Genomic DNA, 19,168 nt, shown 5'->3' on the forward strand with positions numbered 1-19,168 from the left:
CCGCCCCCTTACAGTTTCACGCCCGAGAAGGACATGAAGGCCATCGCCATCAGTCCCGCGGTGATAAAGGTGATCCCCAGACCTTGAAGGCCGTCGGGAATGTCCGAGTATTTCAGCTTTTCGCGCACGCCCGCCATTGCAGTTATCGCCAGCGCCCAGCCAAAGCCCGAAGACAGACCATAGGTCGTCGCCTCTGCAAAGTTATAATCCCGCTCGACCATGAACAGCGATCCACCCAGGATGGCACAGTTCACCGTGATCAAAGGCAGGAAAATCCCCAGCGCGTTGTAGAGCGGTGGGAAATACTTGTCCAAGACCATCTCAAGGATCTGAACCATGGCCGCGATCACACCGATATACGAGATCAGGCCAAGGAAGGTCAGGTCCACATCCGGGAACCCGGCCCAGGCCAGCGCGCCCGGCTTCAGCAGATAGGTCAGCAACAGGTTGTTGGCGGGAACGGTGATCGCCTGCACGACCATGACCGAGATCCCAAGACCCAGCGCGGTCGAGATCTTCTTGGACACGGCGATGAAGGTACACATGCCAAGAAAGAAGCTGAGCGCAAGGTTTTCGACAAAGATGGCCTTTACGGCCAGTGAGATAAGCCCTTCCATCAGTGCGCCTCTACCTGCTGGATTTTGTATTCACGTTCTTCGACCTGGTTCGGCTTCCATGTACGGAAGACCCAGATGATCAGGCCGATGATGAAGAACGCCGAAGGTGGCAACAGCAGCATACCGTTGGGTACGTACCAGCCGCCATTGTTCACAGTCTGCAAGATGGTGACACCGAACAGCGACCCGGCCCCCAACAGCTCGCGGATAAAGCCGACTAGCAGCAGGATCAGCCCATAGCCCATGCCGTTGCCAACACCGTCGATAAAAGATGCTATCGGGGGGTTCTTCATCGCAAATGCCTCGGCACGGCCCATCACGATACAGTTTGTGATAATCAGCCCGACGAAAACCGACAGTGTTTTCGAAATCTGGAAGGCATAGGCCTTGAGAACCTGATCCACCAGGATCACCAGCGACGCGATGATCACCATCTGAACGATGATCCGGATTGAGCCGGGTATCTGGTTGCGCAACATCGAAATGAACATCGACGAGAAGGCGGTCACGAAGGTCACAGCCAGCGCCATTACAAAGGCCACCTGCAACGAAGAAGTCACGGCCAGCGCGGAACAGATGCCCAGGACCTGCAGCGTGATCGGGTTATTGTCGACAAGCGGGTCGACCAGCATCTCTTTCTTGGTCTGAGACATCAAAACTCTCCTGCTTGCAGTTTGGCCAGGAACCGGGCGTAGCCCGCGTCACCCATCCAGAATTTCACCAGGTTATCGACACCAACCGAGGTCAGAGTGGCCCCAGCAAGCGCGTCGACATAGAAATCGGGACCGGCGGCGGGCTGCGACTTGGCGACGGTAATCTGCAGCTCGCCTGCATCGTCGCGCAATTTCTTGCCATTCCACAGACCTTTCCATCGCGGGTTGTCCACCTCGGCGCCAAGGCCGGGGGTCTCACCATGCTGATAGAACTGCAGGCCGTAGATGTCGTTGCCGTTACTTTCTAGAGCGATAAAACCATAGAGCGTCGACCACAGGCCATAACCATGCAGCGGCAGGATCACTTTGTCTAAATCGCCCGCATCATCGCGCAACAGATAGATCACTCGGTACTTGGCCTGACGACCAATACCCGCCGGGTCAGTGTCCAATGCTACGCTGAGTTCAGGATCACTTGCAGCAGCCTGGTCATCAAAGGTTGCCGGATCGAACTGATCGTCGACAAATTCGCCGGTGGCAAGCTCGAGCACATGCGGCTCGAACGCAGCGAAGGCTTCGGTCACGTCTATGCCCGGCTCGAAGACACCAGCCACCTGCAAAACGTTAACCTGTTTGTCCTTCAGCGCGTTGGCTTCTTGCACCGGGCGCAGGCTGACCGCAGCAGCGGAGACCACCATCGAGGCAACAAGACAGACGGCAACGGCGACGAAGATCGTCTTGCCAACCGAATCCGGCGAGGCGGCCAGAAAGCGAGCCAATGCGCCCTTGGGTTCTTGAGGTTGCGGATCAGACATGGCGACGCGCCCTCCGTTTGATATTGGCCTGCACGACGAAATAGTCGATCAGCGGTGCAAAGACATTGCCGAACAGGATGGCCAGCATCATGCCTTCGGGGAAGGCCGGATTGATCACGCGTATCATCACAACCATCACACCGATCAAAGCGCCATAGATATAGCGGCCCAGGTTGGTGTGGCTGGCGGAAACCGGTTCGGTCACCATGAAGGCCAGGCCAAATGCATACCCACCCAGAACCACATGCCAATACCACGGCATCGCGAACATCGGGTTGGTATCCGACCCGATCAGGTTCAGCAGCAGAGTAAATCCGATGGTCCCGGCCAGACAGCCAACGATCAGGCGGTAATTGGCAATCTTGGTCATCAGCAGGAAGGCCATACCAATCAAGCAGGCCAAGGTCGAGGTCTCGCCAAAGCTGCCCTGAATGGTGCCGTAAAAAGCGCTGGACCATGTGATCCCTTCGGCAGCAAGAGCCTGTACGCCCTCGGCCGCTGACACCGCCAGCGCGGTTGCACCCGAGAACCCGTCAACCGGGGTCCAAACCGAGTCACCCGACATCTGAGCAGGATAAGCGAAGTACAAAAACGCACGACCAACCAGCGCGGGGTTAAGGAAGTTCTTGCCGGTGCCGCCAAATACCTCTTTGCCGATCACCACACCGAAGATAATGCCCAAAGCCACCTGCCACAAGGGTGTAGTGGCCGGCATAATCAGAGTGTAAAGCATTGATGTTACAAGGAAACCTTCGTTCACCTCATGGCCGCGCACGGTGGCAAAGATGACCTCGAATATACCGCCTGCGACCAGTGTGACGATGTAGATAGGCAGAAAATACATCAACCCGTGCATCACATTTGCAAAGACACTGCTGGGGTCCAGCGAGATACCAAACATCTGCAGCAGAGCGATGCGCCAACCGGTGGCAGAGTCCGGCCCGAGGCTGGCGATGGCCGAGTTGGCCTGATAGCCGGTGTTCCACATCCCCCAAAGGATACAGGGAATGGTCGCGATCACGACATAGGTCATGATCCGCTTCATATCCACGTAAGACCGCGCATGCGGGGCCACAGAGGTCACGGTTTTCGGAGTGTAGATAAAGCTTTCGACCATCTCGTAGATGGGGAAATACTTTTCGTACTTGCCGCCCTTGGTAAAGTTCGGCTCGATCCGATCGAAGAAGCTGCGCAAACCCATTTGGATCAGCCCTCCTTTTCAATCTTGTTCAGGCAGTCGCGCAACGCCAGCCCGTATTCATATTTTGCCGGACAGGCAAAGCCGACAAGGCCCAGATCCTCTTCGTCCAGCTCTAGCGCGCCCAGAGCTTGCGCAGTATCGGTGTCCATCACCAGTAGTGCCCGCAGCAGTTGCGTCGGCAGATAGTCCTGCGGCATCAGCTCTTCGAACGTACCCGTAGGCACCATGGCGCGGCGCCCCCCATTCAGATTCGAGCTGAGCGCGTACAGCTTTCTGGCGAAAGCAGAACCCAGCACCGGCTGAACCGCAAATTTCGAAGGCATCGGGCGGATCCAACCCATCGGAATCTGGTCGTGGTCCTCACGGATGATGGTCATCTGCCTTGCAAAACGCCCCAGATAAGCCGTTGGGCCATCCGCATGCTGACCAGATAGGATCGAGCCCGAAATGATCCGTGCCGTGCCCTCCACATCAATCTCATCCCTGGTCAGGTCTTCGGTCGACGCTCCCATCACCGTACGGATCAGGCGCGGCTGACGGGCACCCGGGCCAGTCAGGGCGATCACCAGATTAGGGTCCAGATGGCCCGTCTGCATCAGGCGGCCAATGGCGATGACATCTTGATACCCGATGGTCCAGACCTGCTTTTCGCCCGCAAGCGGTTCGAGGAAATGGATGTGGGTTCCGGCCAAACCCGCAGGATGCGGACCAGAGAATGCCGCCGCCTCTACGTCTGGCAGATCGCTACCCGGAACTGAAGCACCGTCCTGCTGGCACAAATAGGTTTTGCCCTCGGTCAGCTTGGATACGGCTACCAGACCATCCGCAAATGCTTTGCCCGCGTCATTGATGATGAGTTCTGCATCTCCGGCCAGTGGCTCGCTATCCATGGCGGTGACGAAAATCGCTGCTGGCTTAGTGCCCGGAACTGGCATCTTGGAATAGGGACGCGTACGGAAAGCGGTCCACAACCCCGCGGCGCATAGCTTGGCGGTAACACCCTCGGCGCTGTCCGCATCACCAACACCCGAGAAATCGATACCCGTGTCGTTGGCATCCGCAACCTCGATCACAACGCTTTGCAAAACCCGGCGCGCACCACGGTTGATGGCAACGATCTTACCACTTAGCGGGGCGACCATCATCGCCTCGGGTGCGTCCTTGTGACAGAAAAGCGGAGTGCCACGTTGAACGTCATCCCCCTCCTGAACCAGCATTCGCGGTTTCAAGCCAAGGTAATCGCCCCCCAAAACCCCAACAGTCTTGAATTCTGGACCCGGATGGATGGTTTGTTCCGGTGCGCCTTGCACCGGCAGCTCCAACCCTTTTTTCAGTTTGAAAGTTTGCATGTCGCTACGGTCTTCCAAGCCTCTTTACCTGTGCCGGCTGAGCCAACACCTATCTAGTGTCAGACAATAACGCGAGAATTCCAAGCAGTCGTCGCAAAAGCGTCGAATTGCGACTGAAATCCGCGGCCGTCCCTCTGATTGTGGCCCCTTTACGCGGGGATGATACCAAAAGCAAACCTGTAACCGTCAAAATTCCCTCACGGTATTCACTTTCTTGTATCACTTTCGCTGAAATTGCCTGTCGCGCCCCGATCATGTCCGGTGTAAGCACCCTTGATGGAACAAACGAACGATCTGGAAATTTTTCTGGTAGCAACGCCCGGACTAGAGGCGCCGCTGCATGCCGAGGCCACCGAACAGGGATTCGCCGATGCTAAGGTCATTGCTGGTGGCGTGGTTTGTCGGGGCGGGTGGCCCGAAGTATGGCGTGCCAACCTTTGCCTTCGGGGCGCAAATAAAGTTCTGGTTCGAATTGGCAGCTTTCCCGCTGTCCATCTGGCACAACTGGACAAACGCGCCAGAAAATTTCCGTGGTCAGATTTCCTGCGCCCGGAAGTGCCGGTAAAAGTCGAGGCGACAAGCCGCAAATCGCGCATTTATCATGCGGGTGCCGCGCGCCAAAGGATCGAACGAGCGCTGGCCGAGACACTGGGGACTCCAATCTCGACAGATGCAGCCCTGCGCGTGCTTTTGCGGATTGAGAAAGACATCTGCACATTCTCGATCGACACCTCCGGAGAGCCCCTGCACAAGCGAGGTCACAAGACTTCCGTCGCCAAGGCCCCCATGCGCGAGACAATGGCGGCCATGTTCCTGCGCGAATGTGGCTATCACGGGACCGAACCGGTGCTGGATCCCATGTGCGGGTCGGGCACTTTCGTCATCGAGGCTGCCGAGATCTCATTGGGCCTGCTTCCCGGTCGCACGCGTAATTTTGCATTCGAAAGCCTAAGGAGTTTTGATCCCGACATCTGGTCCGACATGCGCGCCGGGTCAGAACCCCCTGCCCCCGAGGTTCAGTTCTTCGGCTCCGACAGGAATGCAGGCGCGATCGAGGCCGCAAAAGCCAACGCGGAACAAGCCGGTGTTTCGACCAATACAACATTTCATTGCCACTCCATCAGCGATCTGAAGCCCCCGCAAGGTGCTGAAGGGTTGGTGATCGTAAACCCCCCTTATGGCGCCCGGATAGGCGATGAAAAACGGCTGCGATCCTTGTATGGGAGTTTCGGCAAGGTTCTGATGTCACGCTTCAAAGGCTGGCGCGTTGGCATCGTTACAAGCACCCCATCCCTGGCCCATGCCACGCGCCTTCCTTTGCTTCCGGCAGGGCCGGTAGTGGATCACGGCGGCACAAAAATCCGACTTTATCGCACTGATCACCTGATCTGACATGGGGCTAACCACAGGGATTTTGAGCCTGTCCAAAGCCTGTTACTAATCACAAACCAGACCCAGAATCCCTCTTGCACATCCAAACCCTCAGGTATAAATCACCCGCCACGGTCGGAGTGTAGCTCAGCCTGGTAGAGCACTGTCTTCGGGAGGCAGGGGTCGGAGGTTCGAATCCTCTCACTCCGACCAATAAAATCAATCAGTTAAATACGAATGAACTGCGCCGCCACCGCAGCATACCCGGATTTTGTCCGGATTATTCTGTTTTCAGGGTCTGGTTTCCGAAGAAAAGTGAAAGAAAAACCGCTGAGGGGGCGGCCACCCACCTCAACGGTAATGCAAATTTATCCGCACGAACAGAATACCAAATTCGCAGCCGGTCCGCAATCGCGGGAGGCGCATATGTCTAGGCTCAATCGCTTTGAATGGCTCAAGGCCGTTCTGCAATGCGCTGACCTCAACTCGTCAACTAAGGTAGTTGCCTCAGCGCTTTCGGTACAGTTCGCCAACGACAGGACCGGCCAACTCAATCCCTCACTAAAAACGCTTGATGAGTTCCTGGTCGGAATGTCGCTAGCAACCATCAAACGCTGCCTCAAACAGCTTGTCGAGTTCGGTTGGCTGTTTCGAACTGAAGGGCGTGGCGCAGGCAATCACACAGAATACGACCTTCGCTCCCCAACAAAAATCATCCCGTTTCGCCGGAGGAAAAAGGATGCACCGATGAGCCTTTCAGAAGGGCGAAAGGGTTCGCCCGTGAGAGACAAAGGGCGCATGGGTGATCTTTCCTATATAAAGAAAGAACAATCCATAGAACAAAACCTCGCGCTTGAGCCGGATCTGCCGAATGGTGGGCCATCCGACTCGGCGCGCGTGGGCAGTGCGCAACCCGAATTCGTCTCGCGCCAATCTTTCGGCTGCCGCCAATGGGAGCAGTTCACCGAACGAATGTTTGGTGCTTGGATCGACCGGGTACTTCCTGAAGCCATCGAAAACAACGAGCGCGGCTACTGGCTCCCCGGCAGGTTCCCTCCAACGAACAAGAACGAGTGGCCCGTGTTGCGCAGCTGGCTCATCACCGAAGGCTGGACCCTGTTTGCACCATCGAAGCAGGAACTGTGCCATGCGGTCTGAGCAAAGAGCAAGGCGACCCATGTCATACGCTGGCGCTGCTGACACGGGACCTTGCGAGGGGTGGCAAGCCTCCCCTTCGAACCCCACCGGCGGAGGCACGCCGCCCGCCAAAGCGCCGCTCACCGAGACCTTCGTCTTTCGATGTAGCGTTGCTGAGAAGGCTGAGCTTCGCGCCAAAGCCGAAGCTGCCGGAGTGTCTGCCGCGACCCTCTTGCGCGAAGCCTTGGGTCTGACGGAAGCACGTCGTCGCAAGCCTGCGCCTCGCGTCGACCCCGCTCTGGTCCTGGCACTAGGGCGCATTGGCGGTAACCTCAACCAGGTTGCGCGGGTTGTGAATCGGGCGCTTCTGATTGGTCGGGTTGACATGGATACGCTGGCCGTCGCCCGACAACTGGTTGTGATTGAACGCCAGCTTACCAAGATCCTTGATGAGGCACGACAATGCTGATCAAGTTCTTTCCCAATGGCAAAGGCGCGGGTGCTGGTCCAGTTGGCTATCTCGTCACGCGTGAGGTCTTGGCCTATGACTCCAATCGCGATCTAATCCGCGATGCTGATGGCCAGCCCATGACGGTCATACGCGATCCTTTGCCTGAAGTGCTGCGCGGCGATTCCACCCGCACCGAGGCCCTGATCGACGCCAGTCGCAATCAGTGGACCTACCGCGCGGGCGTCATCAGCTTTGCCAGCGAGGACGCACCCACCGTAGCCCAGCAGGTCGAAGTCATGAACGCCTTCGAGGCACTGGCATTCGCTGGTATGGACAGTGAGCAATTCGACTTGCTCTGGGTCCGGCACAGCCACGAAGACCGAGTTGAGCTGCATTTCTGTACACCGCGTTTGGAGCTGACAACCGGTAAAAGCCTCAACATCGCACCACCTGGCTATCGGACAGCCTATGACAGTCTGCGCGACTTAATGAACAAGACGCACGACTGGGCCGATCCGATGGATCTGGAACGCACACAGGAGGTTCAAGCCACCGTTGAGGCCCCAACTAGGGCACAGGGCCGCGAAGAACTCCACGAATGGATCTTAGACCAGATCAGCATCGGCACCATCACCGACCGCGCAAGCATGGTCGATGCCCTGACCGACGCAGGTTTCGATATCCCCCGCGTAAGCAAAAATTACATCACGGCCAAAGACCCCGACACAGGCGAACGCTGGCGATTGAAAGGAGAGATTTTCCATGACGACTGGCAAGCCGACCCGGCTGAGCGAGAAATTGAACGCGGACTTGGACAAGATCCGAAAAGAGCACGCCGCCTTGATGGATTCTCAATTGCAGAGCTTCAGGAGCGATATTCAAGCATGTGTAACACTCGCGCGGAATACAATCGAAGCCGATACCCGCACGTTTTTGGATTGGAGCGGGACGACCTGGCAGAGTCACATCGACAAGATCAAATTCCTGATTCAGATCTCACCTTGGGCGGTGATAACGGCCTGTATGGTGTTGATCGCAGCAACCTTAGGACTGACTTTTCTGTGGAGCTGGAAACTCTCAACGATAGCCGCCTCGACGCAGCTAGAGAGGTTGGGCATCCAGGCGGTACTTCACGAGGGAGCGACTTATTTGATCCTGCCGCCAGAAACATCAAGCATGCGCACCTGTTCGGTGGCGAGCCGATTGGTTTCTTGCATCAGAGTGGAGCCAAACTAGATGGACCAATCCCTGACAGCCTTGGAGCGAGATTTGCTCGCGTGCGTCGAGCAGTTGGTGACGGCTTGCGAGACCTCCGCCTCGGAATTGCGCAATTTGGAAGAACGCTCGACGACCGGGATCGAGGCCAGGCTAAATGGCTTAACGCAGTGCATCGAGCTGCTGATGAAATCACATCTCAAGTCCGTAGCTACATTGGCCGACTTGCTGACCGAAGAACAGAACTACACCACGCTGGAAGAGAACTTGCAGACGAGTTTGAAGCTAGCGAGAGCCGCCGAAACTCTGCTGCAAGAGAGCTGAATCATGGGCTGCTTGAACGAGACCAAGACTACGGCTTCCATCTTTGATCTGAAGGAATGACGATGCCCACTCATCACGAACGCTTCACCATGAGCTTCCGCCAATCCTGCGCCTGCGGGATTGACTACAGAGAATTTGAAAGAGTCGACTCGCTACCGATAGGCATTCCACTAGTTGCAATTGCAGGGGTTTGGGGCGATTGCTACAACTTACGGTGTCTGTTTATGGACACTGACGGAAATCAGTATTTGCGGAATGTGTTCAGGACCAAAAACGGCTACTTGATACCAGAACTTGGGGTCGATGCGAAAATGATCAAAATAGGCCAAGTTGTTCTAGCCTAGCGCTCAACTGCGTATTCTCAGTGAATTGACGCCTGAATCCCAATAAAACTGCCGCCCAATCCCGTTAAGAACGTGCATCCAGACCGATGACCCTCGATCGCCGTGCCACAGGCTACTTGGCAGGAAGGCCACCAAGCAGACCTTCGCTGCGGTGGCGGCACTGATCATCACCAATGGCAGCAACGGTGCAAAAGTAGACTTTGCATAGCTCCGTGCGGCCCGTAACCGACGTAGAGCGGCGCGGTCGAATGCTGCGATTGCATTCTGCACAGCAGTCATTCATTGTTGTAGAAAACTATCCTGAAAGTTTTGGAGGCTAGGCCACCGGATTAAGAAGTGCGGCACTCTGGAAAACAAAATTTGCCAGTGCTACGAACCGTAGAATGTGCCATAGCACTCGGCGAGAACCGGTCTGTCTTGCATCAGACGGCTGTATGACGTCTCGATAATGATTGGTCCAGCCGAACTGACCGCTGAGCGCTCGTTCTATGTCCGCCAGGTAATTTTCAACTTGGTCCATATGGCGCCTAAACACCTTGGAACGTTCGTACCCCACGAACGCTACGACAATCGCCAAGGATGCTCCAAACGGAACCACGATCCAGTTTGGTATAGACGTTACATTGTCCGTAGAAAATTGAAACAGTATGATCGAAAATACAAACGCAGAGCAGGCAAGTTCATTAGCCGTCATTCGGTCAACGGTTCGATTAACTTCCTCCCTAAGAGGTTGGTACTCCACCAAAAGAAGTTCCCTGTCATCTTGAGTTATACTCTTGGTCATCTCTGCGCCTGTTGTTTTTCAAATGATGCAGGGGACGTCTAACGCGGTCAACGGCCCATAACTGACCTTCGACCAGAAAACAGGATGCTGTGTACACACGGTATTCCTGCCGTTCATGCACTGTGCAGATATTCCGAATGGAGATCGGTGGCACCGAGTGTGGAGGCGACGCGTCTGGACCTAGTCTCCGAGATTGCAAGCTGTTCAATGTATTAGAGCGGACTGTCAGGTGTGCTTAACTAGTAACCTTGTTTAGCAACACGCCACGATTGTCTGGCCTGAAAAGCCCGTATCCGCCTTCCCTCGCAGATTCTACGTGACGATATAATTCGAGATATTCGTTGCCGTGATTGCGCCCCGAGCTATCTCGCGTCGGCACAATCACAATCTTGTCTATATGCTTAACCCCATCTGCGTATCCGATCTCCCACGGGCACCATCGACTTGAAGATGAATTGGCCGTCGCCAGATACAAAAACCAATCAAGCCGCTTGATGCGTTCCTTGATCTTTTGCGCGGTCTCGCGGTTAGGGCGCGATGGCATCGATCTGTCTTCCCAATCGATGTAAACGAGCCACCCCTGCGACTGTAAAAAGCCTTGCAACCCTTTCGCCAGCTCTGCATCCCGATGACTATGTGAGAGAAAAGCAGTTTGCTTTCCTTCTCGCACGGCTCGATTCACAACAAAATCTGACCTTTGAGAACCAGCACGACTGGCATAAGTGCGAATAGTAGATTGACTGATCATATCTATCTACCCACGTCAGCGGCTGCCTGCCTCACCCAAGATGCAAAATTCGCGCCACCACCATTCGTCCTATAGCAATACAATCCGGCATAACGAGAAAGCTTGATTACAGTGTTGTCGTGTGGCTTGATCCAAGTTGCGGGAAGATCTACCGCCTGAGTATAGTCCTCATACTTCACCCATTTCCCGTTCATCCTCTCGGCCAAGCGTATTGCGTTGCCCGTATTGTACACCCCCATGTAATCAAGCGGATTAGGCCCCGCTTGAGAAGCGTATCCTTGCTGGTTGCCCATGAGATGAATCCTAACGGCCAACAACCCGTTCCCTTTGATTACTGATCTGGCGATTTCGTAACGAACCCACCTTCTCTCATAAGTTGCCGCCCCAACAAGAACGCAAGTCACTGATGTGTTTTTGATTCCCTCTCGGATCAAGCTCTTAAGAGAATCTGGCCCTGTTCGACGAGAGTTCTCCCAAATGCTTCCATCGTAGAACCCCTCTGACTCGCGCGTGTTCTCATGGTTGTAGCGCCATGAGTTTCGCACCTGGTTCACTCGCCAGATGTCGTTCTGATAATGGAAGGAAAAGAAAACCCGCCGCTTGGCGGTTTGAGCGGGTATAGCCCCGAAAATACTAGCCATTTATACCCCACAAAAAATCAATGATGCGACCGCGCCCAGCGACAGAAAAATCGCCAAATAAAACCAGCTCACGGACCACGAAAGCGCCAGCCGAAGAACTGAAGATGTATCCTGCATGAACGGTGTTGCTTCGAGGCTATAGGCTTCGATTTCTTCCCCTCTTCGCACGTGGTCGTATAGCTTTCGATAAGCTCGCTCGAGGCGTAAATACTGCGCATCCATCAGCCAAAAAATGATCATCGGCACTATGGCTGCAACCGCATAATATGGCGAAGGCGTCTCCACGGTGGCCATGACTGCAACCGCCGCGCTCCCAAACGTCGCAGCAAGAGCTTTGAGGGTAAACGAGTTTGCCCCCATTCTCGTAATGACGCCTTGCAACATGGTTAGATGCGCGATCCGAATACTCTCGTCTTGGATTTGGCTGTCCCCCATTCAATTACCTCGTTCTCTATGCGTAAATTCAATCTCAGCGTGCATTTGACTGGAATGTACTTGAGTAATCTAAGATTTCCAGCGGAAGTCGCTAGACATGACGTCTGCTTTGTTTCACAACGCGATTTGATCTCGCACCTGCAGCGAATTTTTCGCTTTCCGCACTTGGTGCAGAACTTTCAAGTCCGCTTTCGGACTACGACCAGCTGAATGCGTATGCAGCGCTCTGTTGGACCGGTAAAGTCGGGAATGGGCTCATTCGACCAATTCGGGCCCGTCGCAGAGAAAGTCCGGTGCGAGCCCAACCTGTTCCTTGGATTTTCTCGCTGCTTGCACTCGCAGCGTCAGGAATGCCAAGTGAGCAACAAGTTCGGTGCCGCTATGCAGCGGAAGCAACGGTCATTCATACAGGCTGCAGCGAGAATCACACGTGGAATTCACAAGTCGCGGACGAAGCCGAAACTGGACAACTGCGTGGTTAACCCTAAGCTTTGGTACCTAGGGCCAAAAGATCAAGCAGTTGTCATGGGAAGTCTCCTGTACGTGGTTCCGCCGCGGTCGCAGTAGCGGCGGGTTAGTTCAGAAAGTAAGCCGATATTTCAAAGGGCCGAACGGGCGGCAGTCTCCAAAGCATGGTGCAGAGAGCGCGCGTAAGAGCGCGGGCCAAGAACCGCGTAGTGGCTGGCAGTTTCAAAGCAGATGATCACACAGCTAAGGTGCTCCAGCAGCGCGCGTGTGGCGCTCCCGGGCTCCATCGCAGCCAGATTGACGCCGCTCAAACGTTCAAACACACCCCGGCACGCACCCTCCAGATCAAAACGGCACCAGCCGTCTGTTTGCTCTGTTACCGAGGCTAGGCCCTCCACGGCATCCGCGAGTTGGTAGGACATAAGTTCATGCTCCGGGATTTCTGCGGAGATCAGCCACTGATCCTGCGCAAACCAGCTAGCCGCGTATGAGCCCGCTGCGGCGTGCTTCCCGACCGCAGGCAAAGCTAATCCCAGCATGGCCTCGGCCGCTTTCCGGCCTTCGTCTTCGCGCCCCCTACGCAATGCAAGCGAGGCAAGCGCCCGGTTCGGAACCTCAGTGATTGTCAGCCCATTGAATCGGTCGACACGCGGCGTTTCTCCCCAAAGCGGGGTGATGGATTGAAGATCAAGCACGCAGGCGCCCTCCTTCCGGGTCAAAGAAATGTGTGGGAATGACCTGAGCCTTTACATCGGTTCCCCGCACGGGATCGACTACGCGGATAATCTCGCCCATGCGCTGATCACCGCCTTTGAGAAAGGCCATTCCGATGGAGTGCCCCAGATGTGGCGAGATACAGGCTGATGTCACATGCCCCTGTTCGCTGTCGATATGAACAGGCGCAGTTTCATTCACCAACTGGGAACCGGCGGTTATCACTTCGCTTTGGTTCACGGGCTTCAGACCGACAAGGCGCAATCCATTGGGATCAGTCACCCCCTCCCGCTGGTCCATTGTGCTGCCGATGCTGTCTTTTTTGCGGGACACCATGCGCCCCATACCCAGCATCAGTGCGGTGGCCCTGCCGTCGAGTTCGCGACCCGTCGGGTGGCCTTTTTCAATGCGCATGATGTCGAGCGCTTCAAGACCATAGGGAGCTACTCCAAGATCTTGCCCCAACTCTAGCATTCGGCGCCACAGCGCATCTCCATAACGGGTGGGAACAGCCAATTCATAGGCCAGTTCACCCGAGAATGAGATCCGAAACAGACGTGCCCTCAGGCCGCCGCACAGCGTCACGGAACCGCAGGCCATGAACGGGAATGCCTCGTTTGAGATATCGAACTCAGAGTCCACAATCCGCTGCAGCAGCTCGCGCGATTTCGGTCCGGCAACAGCAAACTGCGCCCAGGCCTCGGTGGTTGAGATCAGCTGCACGTCCATGTCCGGCCACAGGCATTGACGGGCGAATTCCATGTTTCTCAGAACCGCCCCGGCATTGGCTGTAGTGGTCGTGATGACGAAGTGTTCTTCCGCCAACCGTGCAGCGGTGCCGTCATCGTAACAGGCGCCATCTTCGCGCAGCATGATGCCATAGCGCACCTTACCCACTGCCAGCTTGGCAAAACCATTGGCATAGACCCTGTTCAGGAATGACGCGGCATCCGCGCCCTGAACGTCGATTTTTCCCAGTGTGGTCACATCGCAGATGCCCACATTCTTGCGCACGTTACAGGCCTCTCGGTCAGCGGACTGGCGCCAATGGGTCTCGCCCGGCTGCGGAAACCAACGCGCCCGCATCCAGTCGCCAGCAGTGTCAAAGGGCGCATTGTGTTCCCTGGCCCATTTGTCAGTCGGGGTTTCGCGCGTCGGGTGGAAGTGTTTGCCCACCGTGCGCCCGCCGATTGTGCCCAGTGCAACCGGTGTATAGGGCGGCCGGAAAATCGTCGTTCCCGTTTCGGGGATCGATTTGCCGGTCAGCTCGGCCATTATTGCCAAAGCATTGACGTTAGCAGTTTTGCCCTGGTCAGTGGCCATGCCGAGAGTAGTGTAGCGTTTGAGATGCTCGACCGATCGGTAGTTCTCCTGATGTGCCAGCTTAACGTCCTTGACGGTCACGTCGTTCTGCTGGTCCAGCCAAGCCCGGCCCTTGCCATGGGGCACATGGTAAAGTGGCTGGAGGTTATAGGCGCCGTTATCGGCGCGCGGCAGCTTCAATGCGCTGGCGGCGATACCCAGGCTTTCCAGGGCAGCCACAGCTTCTTCCGCCCCGCTGCGCAATGCGTCTTCAGTCGAAAACAGGCCTTTGGCCGCACCCGCCACCGACATGCCAACTGGGATGTTCCGGCCGGGAACGAAAGCTGCAATACTCTCAATCCAGACAGGACGGCCGCCCTGGTGGCAGGTCAGGTGGACGTTGGGATTCCAGCCGCCAGACACGCCCAAGGCGCCACAGGCTAGCGTTTCCTCGTGGCCATCCGCTTGACGGACCCGGATGCTGCTCAGGCCATGCCGCCCCTTGGTGCCGATAACATGCGCGCCACTGATCAGCCGCACATCCGTCAGTGTCGGCGCATCCAGCCGGGCATCGACGATGGCTGTGACATCAACACCTTTTGCCATCAGGTCTACCGCAGTGCGATGGCCATCATCATTGTTGGTGAAGACCGCCACCTTCCGCGCGGGGGTTGCAGCCCAGCGGTTGGCATAGGCCCGCATCGATCCTGCCAGCATCACCCCCGGACGGTCGTTGTCCGGGAAAGCAATTGGACGCTCGGTTGCCCCGGCACAAAGGATCGCGCGCTTTGAATAAACCCGCCACAATGTCTGCCGCGGCTTCCCTGCCACAGGGGTTTGCAGATGGTCCTGCACCCTCTCAACCACACCGTAAACCCCGTGGTCAAAGGCCCCCATCGCCGTGCTTCGCGGCATCAGGCGCACATTGTCCATCGCGGTTAGCTCGGCCACAGTCTGCTCAACCCATTCGACCGCAGGCTTTCCGTCGACATCTTCCTGTTCGACGTTCAGGCGCCCGCCAAAACGGCTATCTTCATCCGCGAGGATGACGTTTGCGCTTGCACGGCCCGCGGTCAGTGCCGCCATCAGGCCAGCGGGCCCACCCCCAATCACCAGCAGATCGCAATGGAGGAAGCCCTTTTCATATTCATCCGGGTCATCTTCCCCAGACAGGCGACCAAGGCCTGCAGCTGAGCGGATGATGGGTTCATAGACTTTCTCCCAGAAAGCCGCCGGCCACATGAACGTCTTGTAATAGAAACCGGCGCTCAGAATATCCGAGAACAAATCGTTCAGGGCAAGCAGGTCGTAACGTAAGCTGCCCTTGTAATTCTGTGAGCAAGCAACCAGCCCTTCGTACAGCTCCGCTACTGTAGCGCGTGTGTTTGGTTCCTGCCGGGCTCCACTGCGCAATTCGACCAGCGCGTTTGGCTCCTCGGAGCCAGCGGTGAAAATACCACGCGGACGGTGATACTTGAACGATCGACCCAGGAAACGCACGCCATTGGCCATCAGGGCAGACGCCAGCGTGTCGCCCTCATACCCCAGATAGGCACGCCCATCGAAATTGAAGTTCAGTGGCTTTCCGCGGTTGATCAGGCCGCCATTCAAACGGTTGGATTGGGTCATTTGCTGCGCCCCTGCTTGCGGGCCACATCGCTGGCCAGTTCGACATTAGTGATTTCATGCGTCACCGTGTTGCGTGTTACGACTAGCCACGAGCGGTCGCCATGCTCGTGATACCAAAGCTCGCGGTGCTCCCCGGCTGGATCATCACGCAGGTAGACGTATTCGTAAAACTGATCCATCGCGTTCCCGGCCTGCCAGTCGGGACGGTCAATCAGGCAAGCATCGCCGAGATAGGTGAATTCCTGCCGGTCACGCGGCCCCAAAAGAGGGTGATTGATAATCATTTGACCGCTCCTTACTGCCGGTTCGGGTTCGGGCCTTGGCCCTTTTCATCAAGCAGGTAGCCGGTCCGGAACCGGTCAAGACGATAGGGCTTGGCAAGTTCATGCGGCTGTTCTGTGCTTAGAAGATGAGCAAAGCATTCGCCGGCTGCGGGTGTTGCTTTGAATCCGCCGTAGCACCAGCCGCCGTTCAAATAGAGACCCTTGATCGGCGTTTCGTCGATCACCGCATGGCCATCCATGGACATATCCTGCAAACCGCCCCATGCCCGCAAAAGACGAGCGCGCGACAGCATTGGGAACAAGGTCACAGCGGCTTCAATCACCGATTCAAAGACCGGCAGGTTGCCCCGCTGGGCGCAGGAATTGTACTGATCCAGGTCGCCTCCCATAACCAGGCCGCCTTTGTCCGACTGCGAAATATAGAAGTGACCTGCGCCATAATTGACTTGGCCGGGAATGATGGGCTTGAGCCCTTCAGACACGAAAGCCTGAAGAACATGGCTTTCGATTGGGGTACGAATGCCCGCCATGTCCATCACTCGGCTGGTATTTCCAGCTACCGAGACACCAACCTTCCTTGCGCCGATGAACCCGCGGGTTGTCTCAATCCCCAGGACCTTACCTTGCTCAATCCGGAACCCCATAACTTCGCAATTCTGAAGGATATCTACTCCGCGCCTGTCGGCCGACCGCGCATATCCCCAGACCACAGCGTCATGGCGGGCGGTGCCACCGCGCCGGTGAAGATAGGCACCCGTGATAGGGAAACGTCCGTCGAAATTCATCGAGGGGTACATCTTGCGCACCTGCTCAGGCCCCAAAATCTCGCCATCTGTGCCTTGCATCCGCATGATGTTGGTTTTGCGATAGTGGTCGTCCCTCTCTGAGTCGTTGTGGTGCACGAACAACAAGCCACGCTGTGAGTGCATGACATTGAAGTTCAACTCCCGCTCCATCTTTTCCCACAGGCCAACACTGTGATCGTAGAAGCGGGTATTTGGAGGCAAAGTGTAGTCACCACGCACAATTGTCGTGTTACGCCCGGCATTGCCGGACCCAATCCAGCCTTTTTCGACCACTGCGATGCTTTTCTCACCATATTTCGTCGCTAGGTAATGTGCAGTCGCCAACCCGTGGCCTCCGCCGCCAATGACAATGATGTCGTAATTGGGTTTGGGTTCCGGATTGCGCCAAGCAGGCTTCCAACCTTTTTGGCCATTCAAGGCCTCTCTAATGACTCTTAGCCCTGAGTACCTCATGGCATTCTTTTCCTTTATGGCATGGGTGCCCATTTGGCACCCAGTTCGTGGAACCGGCCAGTTTCAACGCTGATGTGGGCAATGCCGAATCCCATGTTCTGGAACGCTTAATGCTCATAAGTTAATCGATTAACTTCCAATTCGTCAATCACCTTCAACGCCAATAGGAGTCGCAGTTCAAGTATCGCTTACAGTGCTGGGCGTTCGCCCGGGTGGGCGGACGCGTGCCCGATACTTGCGTATCGGGCGGGTAAACGCGATCAAATGCGACACCCTCCAAAAGACAACTCAGGCAACCAAATGGCGATCTTGTGCCTGATTCACGAATCGGGACGACTACAAAGCTCTTGAATGGTGGCGACAAGTTTCGCATCTATGGCACGGTTGGTTGTATCATTGCGGTTGTTGTGGCGCCTTGCGCCCGGCAGACGAGATCCCGGAATTGCCTCGTATTTTTCGAAAAACTCTTCGCAATGGCCCTCCCAACCTTCACCGGCCAGTAGTGATGGCGAAAATGCCAGGAAAAACTCTCCCCCACGGGGAGGGCCACCATCACCGTTGTCGGCATCTTGCGCTTCATAGCTAAACCGTTCACCGGTCGCACCAGCCGCCAAGAGTTCAACCATCGTTGCAATAGCAGAACCCTTGTGCCCTCCGAAGGGAAGCAAAACGCCTTTCAAGATTGCTGCCGGATCGGTGGTTTCATTGCCATTTTCATCCAATCCGGTTCCAAGGGGGACCGAATGGCCATCTCTTGCGGCAATTGCTACATCGCCGCCGGCCATTGCGGAAGTTGCCATGTCGAATACAAATGGTGGTTTGTTTTTCCGTGGCCAGGCAAAAGCGAGCGGATTGGTACCAAATAAAGGCTTGTTTGAACCATGTGGTGCGACATTTGGCATATAACTTACACAAGCCATCCCTGCCAAATTTTGTTCGGCCAATGCCTCAACTTCTGGCCAAAGGGCGGCAAAATGATGCGTGTGGGTAAGAGTCATTGCTGCGATACCGAACTCACTCGCTGCTTTCGCCAGCGCTGGAATACCTCGCTCGATTGCCAAGGGGGCATACCCATCGTCGCCATTCGCGTTAACAATTACAGGTGATTTGTTGGAAATCTGCGGATCGGCGGCGCCGTTGACCTTCCCACTACGTAGGGATGCCACATATCCGGGCACCCTGAACAAGCCGTGGGAATGAGACCCGTCTCGCTCAGCAGCAACAACCGTCCGGGTCAGGGCCCCGGCGTTTTGAGGGTCGCATCCATTTTGGGTGAATGCTTCTAGTGCGAGATCATGTATCTCACTTAGCGATAGGTTTACGACGGTCATTAGAAAAGCCTCCTCAGCCGGGCACGGAACGAAATCGAAATGTGTAGCGCAGTATTTTTCATGACTTTCTTCTTTTGGTGTTTGGGCCATTGTTCA

17 protein-coding genes and 1 tRNA gene are annotated in these 19,168 nt (G+C 55.9%); 5 read left to right on the forward strand and 13 right to left on the reverse strand.

The window, feature by feature from the left end; genetic code table 11:
• Nucleotides 1–8: 8 nt before the first annotated feature.
• Genes nqrE through AC2FH9_RS07480 form a run of 5 tightly spaced genes read right to left on the reverse strand, consistent with a single transcriptional unit; the run spans nt 9 to nt 4,635 of the window.
• On the reverse strand, nt 9–617 hold the full coding sequence (gene nqrE, locus AC2FH9_RS07460; protein WP_142636377.1) for an NADH:ubiquinone reductase (Na(+)-transporting) subunit E: 609 nt from the start codon (nt 615–617) through the stop codon (nt 9–11).
• The gene (locus AC2FH9_RS07465) at nt 617–1,270 is read right to left on the reverse strand and encodes an NADH:ubiquinone reductase (Na(+)-transporting) subunit D (protein ID WP_282021773.1); all 654 of its coding nucleotides are present in this window, start codon (nt 1,268–1,270) and stop codon (nt 617–619) included. The genes nqrE and AC2FH9_RS07465 overlap by 1 nt, the downstream gene beginning before the upstream one ends.
• Complete coding sequence (locus AC2FH9_RS07470; protein ID WP_496677034.1) at nt 1,270–2,085, reverse strand: Na(+)-translocating NADH-quinone reductase subunit C; 816 nt, start codon at nt 2,083–2,085, stop codon at nt 1,270–1,272. Before AC2FH9_RS07470 ends, AC2FH9_RS07465 begins: the two co-directional genes overlap by 1 nt.
• The gene (locus tag AC2FH9_RS07475; RefSeq protein WP_282027194.1) at nt 2,078–3,286 is read right to left on the reverse strand and encodes an NADH:ubiquinone reductase (Na(+)-transporting) subunit B; all 1,209 of its coding nucleotides are present in this window, start codon (nt 3,284–3,286) and stop codon (nt 2,078–2,080) included. The genes AC2FH9_RS07470 and AC2FH9_RS07475 overlap by 8 nt, the downstream gene beginning before the upstream one ends.
• Before the next feature lie 5 nt (nt 3,287–3,291).
• Nucleotides 3,292–4,635, reverse strand: coding sequence for a Na(+)-translocating NADH-quinone reductase subunit A (locus AC2FH9_RS07480; RefSeq protein ID WP_496871174.1), 1,344 nt, complete (start codon nt 4,633–4,635; stop codon nt 3,292–3,294).
• A 276-nt stretch (nt 4,636–4,911) separates the two neighbouring features.
• On the opposite strand from AC2FH9_RS07480, the gene AC2FH9_RS07485 reads away from it, so the two are divergent.
• The 5 genes from AC2FH9_RS07485 (at nt 4,912) to AC2FH9_RS07505 (ending at nt 9,180) form a co-directional block, all read left to right on the forward strand.
• The gene (locus tag AC2FH9_RS07485) at nt 4,912–6,027 is read left to right on the forward strand and encodes a THUMP domain-containing class I SAM-dependent RNA methyltransferase (protein WP_496871175.1); all 1,116 of its coding nucleotides are present in this window, start codon (nt 4,912–4,914) and stop codon (nt 6,025–6,027) included.
• Nucleotides 6,028–6,142: 115 nt separating this feature from the next.
• Nucleotides 6,143–6,219, forward strand: a tRNA-Pro gene (locus AC2FH9_RS07490).
• Between the two features lie 24 nt (nt 6,220–6,243).
• Nucleotides 6,244–7,164, forward strand: a complete 921-nt coding sequence (locus AC2FH9_RS07495; protein ID WP_496677025.1) for a hypothetical protein — start codon at nt 6,244–6,246, stop codon at nt 7,162–7,164.
• 19 nt (nt 7,165–7,183) lie between these two features.
• Nucleotides 7,184–7,612 (forward strand): plasmid mobilization protein, encoded by a 429-nt coding sequence (locus AC2FH9_RS07500; protein ID WP_082643591.1) that lies wholly within the window; start codon nt 7,184–7,186, stop codon nt 7,610–7,612.
• Nucleotides 7,606–9,180 (forward strand): relaxase family protein, encoded by a 1,575-nt coding sequence (locus AC2FH9_RS07505; RefSeq protein ID WP_496677021.1) that lies wholly within the window; start codon nt 7,606–7,608, stop codon nt 9,178–9,180. The genes AC2FH9_RS07500 and AC2FH9_RS07505 overlap by 7 nt, the downstream gene beginning before the upstream one ends.
• 1,316 nt (nt 9,181–10,496) lie before the next feature.
• Here AC2FH9_RS07505 and AC2FH9_RS07510 read toward each other — a convergent pair.
• From AC2FH9_RS07510 to AC2FH9_RS07545, 8 genes are all read right to left on the reverse strand, one after another.
• Entirely contained in the window at nt 10,497–11,009 is a 513-nt protein-coding gene (locus AC2FH9_RS07510; protein ID WP_496677018.1) for a toll/interleukin-1 receptor domain-containing protein, read from the reverse strand.
• Nucleotides 11,010–11,011: 2 nt separating this feature from the next.
• Nucleotides 11,012–11,650 (reverse strand): TIR domain-containing protein, encoded by a 639-nt coding sequence (locus AC2FH9_RS07515; RefSeq protein ID WP_496677014.1) that lies wholly within the window; start codon nt 11,648–11,650, stop codon nt 11,012–11,014.
• On the reverse strand, nt 11,651–12,085 hold the full coding sequence (locus AC2FH9_RS07520) for a hypothetical protein (RefSeq protein ID WP_480600795.1): 435 nt from the start codon (nt 12,083–12,085) through the stop codon (nt 11,651–11,653).
• Nucleotides 12,086–12,684: 599 nt separating this feature from the next.
• Complete coding sequence (locus AC2FH9_RS07525; protein ID WP_142638799.1) at nt 12,685–13,248, reverse strand: sarcosine oxidase subunit gamma; 564 nt, start codon at nt 13,246–13,248, stop codon at nt 12,685–12,687.
• Entirely contained in the window at nt 13,241–16,198 is a 2,958-nt protein-coding gene (locus AC2FH9_RS07530) for a sarcosine oxidase subunit alpha family protein (protein ID WP_496677010.1), read from the reverse strand. The genes AC2FH9_RS07525 and AC2FH9_RS07530 overlap by 8 nt, the downstream gene beginning before the upstream one ends.
• A complete protein-coding gene (locus AC2FH9_RS07535; protein ID WP_106607275.1) occupies nt 16,195–16,482 on the reverse strand; it encodes a sarcosine oxidase subunit delta in 288 nt (95 codons plus the stop codon). The genes AC2FH9_RS07530 and AC2FH9_RS07535 overlap by 4 nt, the downstream gene beginning before the upstream one ends.
• Nucleotides 16,483–16,493: 11 nt before the next feature.
• Nucleotides 16,494–17,741 carry a sarcosine oxidase subunit beta family protein gene (locus AC2FH9_RS07540; protein WP_106607585.1) on the reverse strand — a complete coding sequence of 416 codons (1,248 nt, stop codon included), beginning with the start codon at nt 17,739–17,741 and terminating at the stop codon, nt 16,494–16,496.
• A 320-nt stretch (nt 17,742–18,061) separates the two neighbouring features.
• The gene (locus tag AC2FH9_RS07545) at nt 18,062–19,162 is read right to left on the reverse strand and encodes an Ldh family oxidoreductase (protein WP_496677006.1); all 1,101 of its coding nucleotides are present in this window, start codon (nt 19,160–19,162) and stop codon (nt 18,062–18,064) included.
• Nucleotides 19,163–19,168: the final 6 nt, after the last annotated feature.

The organism is Ruegeria sp. CDSC081 (assembly GCF_059610485.1).